11 protein-coding genes are annotated in these 12,106 nt (G+C 70.4%); 6 read left to right on the forward strand and 5 right to left on the reverse strand.

Annotation, left to right across the window (positions count from 1 at the left end; genetic code table 11):
* Positions 1-7: 7 nt before the first annotated feature.
* Positions 8-613 carry a class I SAM-dependent methyltransferase gene (locus ACSNN7_RS04420; protein WP_436679310.1) on the forward strand — a complete coding sequence of 202 codons (606 nt, stop codon included), beginning with the start codon at positions 8-10 and terminating at the stop codon, positions 611-613.
* A gap of 111 nt (positions 614-724) precedes the next feature.
* Here ACSNN7_RS04420 and eccB read toward each other — a convergent pair whose 3' ends face one another.
* The gene (gene eccB, locus ACSNN7_RS04425) at positions 725-2,116 is read right to left on the reverse strand and encodes a type VII secretion protein EccB (protein WP_436679312.1); all 1,392 of its coding nucleotides are present in this window, start codon (positions 2,114-2,116) and stop codon (positions 725-727) included.
* Positions 2,117-2,259: 143 nt separating this feature from the next.
* Between eccB and ACSNN7_RS04430 the strand changes: the two genes are divergently transcribed.
* Positions 2,260-2,862: a class I SAM-dependent methyltransferase gene (locus ACSNN7_RS04430; RefSeq protein ID WP_436679313.1), complete on the forward strand. Its 603-nt coding sequence runs from the start codon at positions 2,260-2,262 to the stop codon at positions 2,860-2,862.
* A 138-nt stretch (positions 2,863-3,000) separates the two neighbouring features.
* Here ACSNN7_RS04430 and ACSNN7_RS04435 read toward each other — a convergent pair whose 3' ends face one another.
* The 4 genes from ACSNN7_RS04435 to ACSNN7_RS04450 are packed head-to-tail and all read right to left on the reverse strand — an operon-like array spanning position 3,001 to position 7,641.
* Positions 3,001-3,351 carry a DUF5663 domain-containing protein gene (locus tag ACSNN7_RS04435; RefSeq protein ID WP_436679315.1) on the reverse strand — a complete coding sequence of 117 codons (351 nt, stop codon included), beginning with the start codon at positions 3,349-3,351 and terminating at the stop codon, positions 3,001-3,003.
* Positions 3,352-3,365: 14 nt separating this feature from the next.
* The gene (locus ACSNN7_RS04440) at positions 3,366-3,542 is read right to left on the reverse strand and encodes a hypothetical protein (protein ID WP_436679317.1); all 177 of its coding nucleotides are present in this window, start codon (positions 3,540-3,542) and stop codon (positions 3,366-3,368) included.
* Positions 3,539-3,976, reverse strand: coding sequence for a hypothetical protein (locus ACSNN7_RS04445; protein ID WP_436679319.1), 438 nt, complete (start codon positions 3,974-3,976; stop codon positions 3,539-3,541). The genes ACSNN7_RS04440 and ACSNN7_RS04445 overlap by 4 nt, the downstream gene beginning before the upstream one ends.
* Positions 3,973-7,641, reverse strand: coding sequence for a type IV secretory system conjugative DNA transfer family protein (locus ACSNN7_RS04450; protein WP_436679388.1), 3,669 nt, complete (start codon positions 7,639-7,641; stop codon positions 3,973-3,975). The genes ACSNN7_RS04445 and ACSNN7_RS04450 overlap by 4 nt, the downstream gene beginning before the upstream one ends.
* Before the next feature lie 420 nt (positions 7,642-8,061).
* On the opposite strand from ACSNN7_RS04450, the gene ACSNN7_RS04455 reads away from it, so the two are divergent.
* From ACSNN7_RS04455 to ACSNN7_RS04470, 4 genes are all read left to right on the forward strand, one after another.
* Positions 8,062-8,775: a spermidine synthase gene (locus ACSNN7_RS04455; RefSeq protein ID WP_436679320.1), complete on the forward strand. Its 714-nt coding sequence runs from the start codon at positions 8,062-8,064 to the stop codon at positions 8,773-8,775.
* A gap of 75 nt (positions 8,776-8,850) precedes the next feature.
* Positions 8,851-9,030, forward strand: coding sequence for a hypothetical protein (locus ACSNN7_RS04460; RefSeq protein WP_436679321.1), 180 nt, complete (start codon positions 8,851-8,853; stop codon positions 9,028-9,030).
* 111 nt (positions 9,031-9,141) lie between these two features.
* Complete coding sequence (locus ACSNN7_RS04465; protein ID WP_436679323.1) at positions 9,142-10,140, forward strand: hypothetical protein; 999 nt, start codon at positions 9,142-9,144, stop codon at positions 10,138-10,140.
* A gap of 268 nt (positions 10,141-10,408) precedes the next feature.
* On the forward strand, positions 10,409-12,103 hold the full coding sequence (locus ACSNN7_RS04470) for a long-chain-fatty-acid--CoA ligase (RefSeq protein ID WP_436679324.1): 1,695 nt from the start codon (positions 10,409-10,411) through the stop codon (positions 12,101-12,103).
* Positions 12,104-12,106: the final 3 nt, after the last annotated feature.

The raw sequence follows: 12,106 nt of genomic DNA on the forward strand, positions 1-12,106 counted from the left end.
TGGCGGCATGACCAACCCGACCCGCTGGGCGACCGAGACCGGTCCCGGGCACTCGCAGTGGTACATCGACCGGTTCCGCAAGCTCGCCGCCGAGGGCGCCGACCTCGCCGGCGAGGCCCGCCTGGTGGACGCGGTCGTGTCGCCCGGCTCGCGGATCCTGGACGCCGGCTGCGGCACCGGCCGGGTCGGCGCCGCGCTGGCCGCCCGTGGTCACCGGGTGGTCGGGGTGGACGCCGACCCGGCGCTGGTCGAGGCCGCCCAGGCCGATCACCCCGGCCCGCGCTGGCTGGTCGGCGACCTCGCCGAGCTGGACCTGGCGGCGGCCGGCGAGCCGGAGCCGTTCGACGCGGCCGTGGTGGCCGGCAACGTGATGGCGTTCGTCGCCCCCGGCACCGAACGCGACGTGCTGGCCCGGATCGCCGCGCACCTGCGCCCCGACGGCGTGGTGCTGGTCGGCTTCGGCACCGACCGCGGCTACCGCCTGGCGGACTTCGACGGCGACGCGGTCGCCGCCGGGCTGCGCCCCGAGCACCGCTTCGCCACCTGGGACCTGCGTCCCTGGCGCGACGACGCGGACTTCGCGGTCAGCATGCTGCGCCGCCCCTCCTCCTGACCACGCGCCGCCTCACGCCCTGACCATGCGCCCCGCCCGGGCTCCGGACCGCCGCCCACCCCGGGTCGCTGCCGCTCGCCGCGCGGGCGGCGTCGTCGCCGCGACGCCGGCTCAGGCGGGGGCGGCGACCGCCCGCGCGGCGGCCGGATCGAGCGGGCTGCCGGCCGGCACCAGGCTGACCAGACCGGCGGGCAGGCGTACCGGCCGCACGTCGCGGTAGCCCAGCATGCCCAGCACCCCCGTGCCGGCCAGCACGTAGCGCCGGCCCAGGTCGGTGACGACGGAGACCGCGCCCCCGGTCGCCCCGGGCGCGGCGACGGACTCCACCACGGCGCCCCGGCCGGGTTCGACCAGCACGTGGTCGGCGAGCACCGCACCCCGCCCGGTGGCCGCGCCGGTACGGGCCACCGCGGTCAGGTCGGGCACGGTCGCGCCGACGCGGACATCGCGGACCTCGCCGTCGTCGCCGACGCGCGCGCAGAGCCCGCCACCGTCCACCGCGGCCAGGCGGGGCGGCGACGCGGGCGGGGCGGTGGGACCACCGGGGACGAGGTCCGGCAGCTTGGGCAGCGCGGCGAACCGGCCGAGGGTGATCGGCTCCGGCTCGCCCTGCCCGGTGCGGGCCATCAGCAGGGCCGCCTGCAGCTCGGTGATGCCGGCGAGGCCGTCGGACTCCGCGACCGCGTACTGCCGACCGCCGCCGGAGTTGCGGACCAGGTAGACGTCGCCGACCGCGGCCCCGGAGACCGCGGCCGACGGCCGGCCCAGGTCGGGCAGGGCCGGCGGGGCCAGGTCGGCGCCCGCGGGCAGGGTGTTGAGCAGGGCGGGCGCCACCGGCACCGCCCGCTCCCGGGTGGCGGCCAGGGCCGCCAGCACCCGGTTGGTGTCGCGCAGCAGGAAGCGCCGCTCCCGCCAGACGAGGTGCAGGCTGCCGTCCGGGTGCCGGACCAGCACCCCCTCCTCGCCGGTGGGCCGCCCGCCGTCGGCCTCCCGGCCGATGAGCAGGGCCGATCGGGGTGTCGCCCGCTCGGCTTCGGCCGGGACGACCGAGCAGACCGTCCACGCGGCGGTCGAGAGCCGCCCCGGGGCGGGCAGCGAGTCCGGTGCGTCGGCGATGCCCAGCGGCAGGCCCCGGGGCACCCCCTCGATGGAGCGGCGGGAGACCAGCACGGTGCTGGACCGCTCGGCGCCGATGATCAGCAACGCGGAGGCGTAGTTGAGCACCGGGTGCAGCTTGCCGTCCCGGTAGACGAACCGGGCGCCGGACTCCTTCTCCACGATCACCGCACCGGGATCGCGCCACTTGCTGCCGCCGCCGGCGAAGAGGCCGTACAGGGCGAAGCCACCCAGCCCGATCGCCGCCACCAGCACGCTCGCCAGGCCGGCGCCCGCGAGCCGCCGGAACGGCGACCGCGCCGGGTCGGTCTCCCGCATCACCAGCGCGGCGACCGCCCGCTGCACGGTGAACTGGTACGAGTGGAGCTGGTCCTGCCGCGACGGCATGGCGTCCCTTCCGGCGAGTCGTCGCCGCACAGGATATGCGCTCCGTCGATGCCACGGAGACCCTGCGTCGTCGCCGGCCGCAGGCGCGCTCACGCCGGCCGGGAGTTCGCGCCGCGGGCACCGCGTCGGCGTATAACCGGACCGTGGACAGCAGCGACTGGGACGCCCGGTACGCCGCCTCGGCGGAGCTGGTGTGGACCGCCGAGCCGAACCGTTTCGTGGTGCAGGAGGTCGCCGACCTTCCCCCGGGCGACGCCCTCGACCTCGCCGCGGGCGAGGGGCGCAACGCGATCTGGCTGGCCGAGCGGGGCTGGCGGGTGACGGCGACGGACTTCTCACCGGTGGCGGTGGCGCGCGGCCGGGAGTTCGCGGCGCGCCGGGGCGTACCGGTGGACTGGCGCGTCGCGGACGTCACCGCCGAGGCCCCCGAGCCGGGCCGGTACGACCTGGTACTGGTCGCCTACCTGCACCTGCCCCCGGCCGCGCTGGCGACCGTGCTGGCCGGCGCGCGCGAGGCGCTGCGGCCCGGCGGCGCGGTCGTGGTGGTCGGACACGACCGGGCCAACCTGGACGCCGGGGTGGGCGGCCCGCGCGACCCGGCGATCCTGCTCACCCCGGAGCGGGTGGTCGCCGGTCTCGACGGGCTGCGGGTGCGGCGCGCGGAGACGGCCCGCCGGCCGGTGGCCGTCGACGGCGGCACCGTGGACGCGCTCGACACGGTGGTGGTCGCGACCCGGGCGGCGTGACCGCCGGATGGGCCGCACGGAGACGCGGAAAGATCCACCAGAGTCGGTTGCGGTGATCACCGCACCCAGGCATCCTGACCGACCACCCTCAACCGGCAAACACCAGGGTTACGAGACATCCCCTAGGTGCAGTGACCGTCAAGTATTAGGACGCGCGACGCTCGGTGGGACCGACATGATCTGCGATGTCATGCCGGTAATCTCTTCTTTCAGAACCTGAAAATGCGCACTCGCGACATCGGGGTACTCCGGGATGTGATCTCCGAGCCATCTGAGGGCGACCTCTTCGCCCTCTTCCAACGCGTCCTCGAATTCGCTCATCTCCTCGTTGGTGAGAGCACGCGCGATCTCCTCGCCGACGCGCAGCTCCAGCGTCTCGCGCATGTGATCGAGGAACGCGGACGCTACATCAGGCGCCATCAACAACAAGCCGAGCTCGCGAAGGAGTTCGTAGTCCCATCGGGGCGGAACATGATGCTTGTTACTCATGACACCGTCTCGTCTCAGCCGTGTCCGCGCGATGCGGCCTCACGGCGACCCTCTAGAGTCGAAAGCAGCCTCGCGCGGGCCACCAGCATTGCGCCGATCCGGCGCTTCAACCGTTCCTGCTCTTCTCTCGGGTGTTCATTCAAAACTTCCTCAATTTCGGCACTGCGCTCCTCTAGCGATTGAATCTTCACAGCACATCCCTTCTAATCAAAGCGACAATCCTGTCCACGGTGCGGTCGACCGCCTCCCGCTTCTGCCGCCACGCGTTCTTGTCCTCGCTCACCGATCTGACGAAATCGCGAAGCTGTGCGCGGAGCTGCTGCACCTCAACGACCACCTCGTTGCTTCCGACGATGTCGAGACGTGCCATGGCAGCGTTGATGTCGGAGAAGTCGTACTGAGATTCGCGGTCCGGTGACGTTTCCTGTCGGTCGTTCGGCCGGGAGTGCCGGGCGCGCAGACGCGATACCTCGAGTTTGACGGCCATGGCTGCCTGCACCCGCTCATCCCGGAGCCATTTTCGGTGCTCGGTCCGCGAGCTGAGGCGGGAAATCAGGATGACGTTGACCAGGGAAAGCGCGGCCGCGACGCCCGCAATCGCTGGGCTGAGCCAGTTCGCGGTCACATTGCACTCCGCGGATCCGGCAGGTCACTTGGCCGGTCGTCGTTGCTCTCCGATGTCCGTTCGTCTAACGAGTCGAGGTCCATGTCCTCACCCTCATCGTTGCCAGACGCGGTGATAGGCGCTTCTTTACGGGCTCGCTTCGCCATCCACTCGTCCAGGAAACTACTCGGCGGCCTCTGAGCAGGCGCAGTGGGCATTGTCGATGCCGCCGCCCTCTCCTGCATCGAAGGACGACGCACCACCGGGACGCGCACCTGCTCACCGGCCCTTTTAAGGGCATCGTCCGCACGGGCGGCCGCGACGGCACCAGCCGCCACGCCGGGCCTCTCGTCGGAATCGCTCATGCGCACGGTAAAGGGCTCGAGACGTTCGCCGTTCACCGTTAGCAGTACCACGGCCTGGTACTTGCCGATGCGGGTCAGGTCAGCGGAGGAGATGCCGACCTCTGGACCGATTAGATCGGCGTCGTGTCGGCCCACGCCTTGGACGATCATGTTCCCCACGTTGCCAAGCACAACCTGAGAAAGGCTGTCACTCACATGTCCCTCGCGGGCGGCAAAGGCCGTCAATTGACTGAGCGTTTGATTCGCGACGGTGATCCCTAGGTTGAATTTGCGCGCCTCCGGGATAAGCGTGGTGAAGGACGTGCCGACGAAGTTCTGGAACTCGTCAACGATGATGGACGCGGGCTCGTCGAAACCGAGGAAATCGCCTTCCATGGTGTACCGGAGGACCCGGTCCACGATGAGTGACCCCAAGAATTGACTGGCGCCAGTGCCGAGAGTGGTGCGAGGAACCTTGACCAAGACCGCAGCGCCGTCACGCAGGCTTTCCGCAAGGTTGACGCTAGGTTTGCCGCGGGTGGCCTCCACCAGGGGTCCGGGGCGGCGGAAGTCACCGAACTTCGAGATGAACCACTGTTCCACCTCCGCCTGTTCCTCACGTTTCATCCGCTCATGCATTTCCCAGCGCTGCACCAACTCCGTACGCCCATACCTTCGCAGCGTGGATATTGTTTCGGTGCGCCGCTTCCTATCCTCAATGAGAGCCAGGATGTCGCCGAACTCAGCCCACTTGCCGGCATCCTCGTTCGCTACGGCCACCAGTGTCTGCAGGCAGAGCCTCATCAGGTCCGAGAAACGAGGGCCTGCCCACTCGTAGTACATGCTGCCGACCACCATCTCGATCAGACTCTCGACGTTGCGAAGGATGCCATCTTCGTCGGTCGCGTCCATGTAAATGGGGTTGATGCTGGGCACAGCGGGTTTCGAGAAGTCGAGGGCGATGAGGTTGTCGCGGTGAGTAGCATGTCGAACCGCGTAATCGAACAGTTCCCCGTGCGGGTCGATGATGATAACTGGGGCTTGTCGGCTCTGATCGTGGCGTGTCAAATCGTGGCGTGCGAGATTCTTCAGCGTGTTCGTCTTACCGACCCCAGTACGACCGATTACATAGGTGTGCAGCAGGCGGCTGGCGTCCGGGATACGCACTTCGAGGTCGTCGTCCACGAAAGGCCGCGCGGCCCGCGCTGTGCCGAGAACCGCTCCTTCTCCCACCCCGGTCCAGCCTCTCACTGTAAGTAGGAGGGGCCGGCGGCTACCAAGTCCTCGGCCTTCAATGTATCCGTGGGGCGGATGCATGATGCGGTGGGCCACCTCGACGGGGTAGACGACTGGCTCCGGCTGCGCGTCGGCGTGCAGCTCGACGACATCGAAGGCGCTACCACTGAACAGCGCTGCGCCGATCAGATTCGCCAGTGGATCGTTGCGCTCGGGGGTAACAAGAGTGACCTCAAGACCCAGTGAGATGCCTCCTACCGCCTGCATCGCGAACCACTTCGCCCCCTCGCCGGCGGCGGACTCGACGATGGTGAGGCTGCCCGGCAACTTGCTGGTCAAATCGTCGGTCTCCTGTTTGACCCGCCGGCCGGAGATCTCAAGCATGCAGTTTCCGCCGGTTGCTCTCAGGACGTCGACGAGGAACCCCAAGTCTTCCCTGATCTTCGGATACGTCCCGCTGCGTGGAACGATCGCGACGCGGTGCCCGGTGATGGAGGCTGGGCCCGCCGTGTACGTGCTCCAGCCTCGCAAGTAGACCGAGCGTGAAATCCGCTGCAACGAGGTAAAGTAACGGTCCGCCTCTTCGCCTGCTGGCCCATAAAAGTCGGCACAGAAGTGCGGGAAGACGTTCCCTGTCGCCGGGTCCTGCCTGGTCTCCAGCCGGTACGACAACCGAGACTTATCCGGTGCCGATCGAGCGAATGTCTGCAGTAGATCCTGCTGATCGGAAAGTGTCGCCAGCGCATTTTTCGAGTCGAATTGCCCCAGCCCGATCGAAAAATGCCGGACGAGCTTATCCTCGACCGGGTCGTCTTGCTCGACCCCGTACGTAGCCTCGTTGCCAGCGCCGCGTACCAGCAGGTACTGCTCGAGTACGCTTAACAGCGTACGCCACAGGTCAATTTTGTCCGAGTGAGCCGAGACAGCCGCTTTCAATTGCTTAATCACGCGGTCTAGAGCGCGATGCCAATGCTCTTCAAAGGAGGGCGTCTCCTGCGATACCAGATGCCGGGACAACTGTTCGGCCAGGTCCGGTGTCACCAAGTCGTCGCTCTTCGCCTGCCAGTAAAGACGTACGGCGTCCGCGAGCAGCGCCAGGCGTGGCTTCCCCTCGAGATAGTCCATCCAGCGGGGGAACTCGCCTGCTTCGTCCAATCCATCAGAACCGCTCTGCGCGAGCCTCTGGAAGGCTTGTGCGATCTTGATGGCCGACTCGTCATCGGAGGCCGGCAGCATCGCACTGCGCAGCACCACTCTATTGCGGGGCTTCAACAGAGACGTCGGCCTCTCCGGCGGACCGTGCCACTTAACCGAGATGATGCCTTCAGCCTGCGCGGGAATCGGCTGAGGCACGCCCTGGCTGGCGAAGCGGTCGTCACACCCAGCCGCGTAGATGGTGGAACCGCCGTTTTCGGCACTGTTCGCCAGGATCCTGGGAAAGTCCCTTGGAGCTTCGGGACGGAAAGCTGCGAGATTGCTCGTATAGGCGGGAATGGCTAGGACATCGGGAACCGGCCCAACGCCTCCGAGGCTCGGGCCAGCGACAAGGTAGTCCTTGCACACCACCACGCCCAGCACGATCTTCCGGCCGCCGCACTCGAGCTCGATCGAGCGATAGCCACTGCCCGGGGTGATCGACTCCCCTTCGGCGGCATGCTGCTTGGTGACAAGATGGCAGTCCTCCCCGCTGAACACCGCCACCACGTTGTGATTCGGTGAGACAGGGTCCGCGGAATATTCGGACAGAGCCTCGACACCCCCGGAGCGAGGCAGGCCGATGCCGGCGACGATCGTCATTCGCGGGGCGAAGCCGGAGAAAAGCTGAAGTGTCGACGGATCCGCAAGGAAGGCGTACTCGGGAAACACGCACAGGTTCACCGATGCCTTGTCCAGAAAAGAGAGTATCTGTTCCAGCCGCAGGTTCTGGAAGTCGATGAGGTCGGCATCGATCTTTGTACGCGTTGCACCGAAGGCCGCCACCTGTTGTCTCAGGAACGAGAGCGCGGCAAAGCGCTCAACCCTCCCGGTTCTCCACGAAAGTGGCTCGGACGGGCGCCACATGTCGTGGCTGAAGGTGATCGCGCTCGGGACGAAATCCATCTGCACAGCGGCCAAGTGGAGCAATGTCCACTCCCTCCCGTGAGCCCGTCGACTTCACGCCGTTGAATGCCCAGCCTGTCTCGCGGTGTCAGGCAGCGCAATGGTCAAAGGGCTATATTCCTCGCGCCCTAAGGGATGTGTCGTAACCCTGGTGTCTGCCGGTCGAGGACGGATGGTCGGTCAGGATGCCTAGGTGCAGGTAATCACCGCAGCCCGCGCTGAATGGATCTTCCCGTTCACGGGGCAGCAGCCTGCTCAGTTCCGCCGGCTGGTCCGCCTGTTCGCCGCGCACGACCGGGGACGCGTTCGCTGAGGCTCCCTCCTCCGCAGTGGCTGATCTACAGAGTGCGCGGCACGGCGGGGCTCGGGGTATGGCCTGACCGGTAGCATCCCGCACGGACGGTGGCGGCGAGGAGGCCGGGTCGGGTGGGCGCGCGATTCGAGGAACTGGCCTGGCGGGAGACCCCGATCGGCGAGATCAGCCTGCGTCGGCGCCGCGACCCGGCGCTCGACGTCGACGTGTACGAGGTGAAGCTCGACGACGAGTTCCTGATGTCCAGCCTCTTCCCGGTGGCGGAGATCGAGCTGGCCCGGCTGGGCCTGGCCGCGCTGACCGGCGACGGCCTCGACGTGGTGGTCGGCGGGCTCGGCCTCGGATACACCGCCCGGACCGCGCTGGAGGACCCCCGGGTGCGCTCGCTGGTGGTGGTCGAGGCGATCGAGGACGTCATCGACTGGCACCGCCGTCAGCTCCTCCCCTTCGCCGCCGGGCTGGCGCCCGACCCGCGTACCCGGTTCGTCCGGGCCGACTTCTTCGCCGCCGTCGCCGGCGGGACCGGCCTGGACCCGGCGGAGCCCGGCCGCCGCTTCCACGCCGTGCTGCTGGACGTGGACCACTCGCCGCGGCACGTCCTGCACCCCAGCCACGCCCCCTTCTACCAGGCCGACGGCCTGCGCCGGCTGGCCGACCTGCTGCACCCGGACGGGGTCTTCGCCCTCTGGTCCGACGACCCGCCCGACGAGGAGTTCGGCCGGGTCCTCGCCGAGGTGTTCCCGACCTCGCAGGCCCACGTCGTCAGCTTCGCCAACCCGTTCACCGGCGGCGAGAGCGCCAACACCGTCTACGTCGCCCGCCGCTGACCGATGTTTCCGCGCCCGTCCGGCATGTCCGGCCCCACAGGGGGAAGCCCGCGGAGAATCGATCAAGGAGGCGACATGCGTACCGTGCTCTGGATCGTCGGCATCGTCGGCGGCGCGCTCGTCCTGCTGGGGCTGCTCCTCGAGGCGGTCCGCTGGTTGGTCCTCATCGGGGCGGTCGCGCTGGTGGTGGTGATCGTGCTGGCGTTCGTGCGGGGGCGGCAGCTGCTGCGCCGGCACTCCCCCGGCCGCCGGTAGCCGCCGCAAGGAAGCAGTCGGGCATCGGACAGGTCGCAACCCGCATCGGCCGTCGAGGGTGATCTGGTCATCAACGTCCGGAGCACCCGGACCGACCACGGGGAGACACCGATGACCCACCTCGCTCGACGCAGGATGCTCGCGGCAGCCGCCACCGGGCTGCTCACCGCCTCGCTCGGCGTGGCCACCTCCGCACCGGCGACCGCCGCGCCGAGGACCGCCAGCGCCTGCACCATGTCCACCCTGCCCTTCCCGGCCGACGTGGACCGCGCCACGGCGGACGCCGTCGACCCGACCGGCCGGTTCGTCGCCGGTACCGCCATGCGGTTCGGCGACGACGGCAACGAGTCCCTGCTGCTGGTCTGGGACCGCCGGCGGCTCACCGCGGTCGAGTCGTCGATCGCCGCGGACGTGACCGGCGTCAACACCGACGGCGTGGTCGTCGGCAACGGATGGGTCGACGGCACCAGCCGGCCGTGGGTCTACCGGGGCGGGGCCGTCGAACTCCTCCCGGTGCCGCCCGGCGCCGCCGCGGCGTCGGCGATCAACGGGGCGGGAGACATCGCCGGCTGGCGCGAGGAGGCCGACTCCGGCCGGAAGGTCGCGTTGCGCTGGCCGGCGGCCCGGCCCGGCACGGTCGAGGTGCTCGACGCCCCGGCCGGCGCCGTCCCGCAGGACATCACCGAGGACGGCACCATCGTCGGCACCGCCGGGGACTGGGCGCAGTGGACCGGCTGGGTGCGGCACCCGGACGGCCGGGTCGAGGCCCTCACCGTGCCGGGTGCCCGTACGACCCTGGTCGACGCGGCGCAGGGCCGCTGGGTGGTGGGCCGGGTCGACCTCGGTGGCGGCGCCGAGGTGAAGGTGCGCTGGAACCTGCGCGACGGCTCGTGGTCGCGGCTCGCCGACGAGCTGCCCTGGGTGCAGGACGTCAACTCCCGCGGCGCGGTCGTCGGCGGCGACCGCATCGCCCGCAACGGCACCTCCCGCCTGCTGCCCGGTGGCGGCGAGCGGGTGACGGTCGGCGCCCGGGCCGTCTCGGACACCGGCACGGTGGTCGGCTTCCGCAACGACGGCCGGGTCACCCCGGTGCGCTGGAGCGGCTGCTGACCCCACCGGTCGCGCCGCCGGCACCGGCGGCGTCGGTGGCGGCCGTCGACGGTGCGGGTGTCCCGCCCGCACCGTCGACGGCGAGGGGGATCGGAGCGAGGTGACCCGCCGAGCGGCCCGGCCGGGCGGCCACGCCCCGCCGATCCGCCGGCCACGGCACACACACCTACGGAGGCGTAGGTTACCGATAGGTAGGTTAGGCTGGACGCCGGTGCCCCCGGTCCCCGGCCGGTCGGGCGGACCGTCGTGCCCGGCGAGGGGAGACCCGATGGACCTGACCACCGAGCGGCCCTGGCTGCGCAGCTACGCCCCGGAGGTGCCGGCGACCATCGCGCCCTCGGAGGAGTCGCTGGTCGACCTGCTGCACGCAGCGGCCCGCCGGTTCGGCTCCCGGGTCGCGCTGGACTTCTTCGGCGCCACCACCTCGTACGCCGAGCTGGACGCCCAGGTGGCGCGGGCGGCGGAGGCGCTACGGCGGCTCGGCGTCGGCGCGGGCGACCGGGTGGCCCTGGTGCTGCCGAACTGCCCGCAGCACGTGGTCGCCTTCTACGCCACGCTGCGCCTCGGCGCGGTGGTGGTCGAGCACAACCCGCTCTACACCGCGCAGGAGCTGGCCCACCAGCTCGCCGACCACGGCGCCCGGGTCGCCGTCGTCTGGGACAAGGCCGCGCCCCTGGTGCGGGGCGCGGGCGCGGTCGAGACAGTGGTCGCGGTGGACCTCACCCGCGCGCTGCCCCGGGCGAAGCGCTGGGCGCTGCGGCTGCCGGTGGCGAAGGCGCGGGCCGCCCGCGCGGCGATGACCGCCCCGGCGCCGGGCACCCTGGGCTGGAACGCGCTGCTGGCCGCCGCCACGCCGCTGGCCGCCGACCATCCCGCGCCCGGCCCGGACGACACCGCGCTGCTGCAGTACACCGGCGGCACCACCGGCATCCCGAAGGGCGCCGTGCTGACCCACCGCAACCTGCGCGCCAACGCCGCGCAGGGCCGCGCCTGGGTGCCGGGCCTGCGCGACGGCGAGGAGACGGTGTACGCCGTCCTGCCGCTGTTCCACGCGTACGGGCTGACGCTCTGCCTGACCTTCTCGGTGAGCATCGGCGCGACCCTGGTGCTGCTGCCGCGCTTCGACGTCGACCAGGTGCTCGACGCGGTCCGCCGTCGCCCGCCGACGTTCCTGCCCGCCGTCCCGCCCATCTACGAGAAGCTCGCCGCCGCCGCCCGGGAGCGCGGCGTCGACCTGACCTCGGTGCGGTACGCGATCTCCGGCGCGATGGCCCTGCCACCGTCCACGGTCGAGCTCTGGGAGTCGGTCACCGGCGGGCTGCTGGTCGAGGGGTACGGCATGACCGAGACCAGCCCGGTGGCGCTGGGCAACCCGGTCTCCCCCGCCCGCCGGCCGGGCACCGTGGGGGTGCCGTTCCCGTCCACCGAGGTCCGCATCGTCGACCCGGAGGACCCGTCCGTGGACCGGGCCCCCGGCGAGGCCGGCGAGCTGCTGATCCGGGGCCCGCAGGTGTTCTCCGGCTACTGGAACCGTCCGGAGGAGACCGCGATGGTGCTGCTGCCGGGCGGCTGGCTGCGGACCGGCGACGTGGTGGTGATGGACGACGACGGCTTCGTCCGGGTGGTCGACCGGATCAAGGAACTGATCATCACCGGCGGCTTCAACGTCTATCCGTCCGAGGTGGAGGACGCGTTGCGCCGGGTGCCCGGGGTGGCCGACGCCGCCGCGGTGGGCCTGCCCGGTGAGCACGGCGGCGAGGAGGTCGTCGCGGCGGTGGTGCTGCGCCAGGACTGCACCACCGACCCGGAGGAGCTGCGCACGTCCTGCCGCCGGCACCTGACGGCGTACAAGGTGCCGCGCCGGGTGGTGGTGGTCGAGGAGCTGCCCCGTTCGCAGATCGGCAAGATCCTGCGCCGCGAGGTACGCGAACGGCTGCTCAGGCCGGACCGACCGGCGGCCTGACGT

It is taken from the genome of Micromonospora sp. URMC 105 (genome assembly GCF_051386295.1).
GTDB lineage: Bacteria > Actinomycetota > Actinomycetes > Mycobacteriales > Micromonosporaceae > Micromonospora.

Excerpts from the sequence above, each read along its gene's own strand:
- ACSNN7_RS04420 (WP_436679310.1), top strand. The coding sequence starts at position 8 with ATGACCAACCCGACCCGCTGGGCGACCGAGACCGGTCCCGGGCACTCG.
- eccB (WP_436679312.1), bottom strand. The coding sequence starts at position 2,116 with ATGCCGTCGCGGCAGGACCAGCTCCACTCGTACCAGTTCACCGTGCAG.
- ACSNN7_RS04435 (WP_436679315.1), bottom strand. The coding sequence starts at position 3,351 with ATGAGTAACAAGCATCATGTTCCGCCCCGATGGGACTACGAACTCCTT.
- ACSNN7_RS04460 (WP_436679321.1), top strand. The coding sequence starts at position 8,851 with ATGCGTACCGTGCTCTGGATCGTCGGCATCGTCGGCGGCGCGCTCGTC.
- ACSNN7_RS04465 (WP_436679323.1), top strand. The coding sequence starts at position 9,142 with ATGACCCACCTCGCTCGACGCAGGATGCTCGCGGCAGCCGCCACCGGG.
- ACSNN7_RS04470 (WP_436679324.1), top strand. The coding sequence starts at position 10,409 with ATGGACCTGACCACCGAGCGGCCCTGGCTGCGCAGCTACGCCCCGGAG.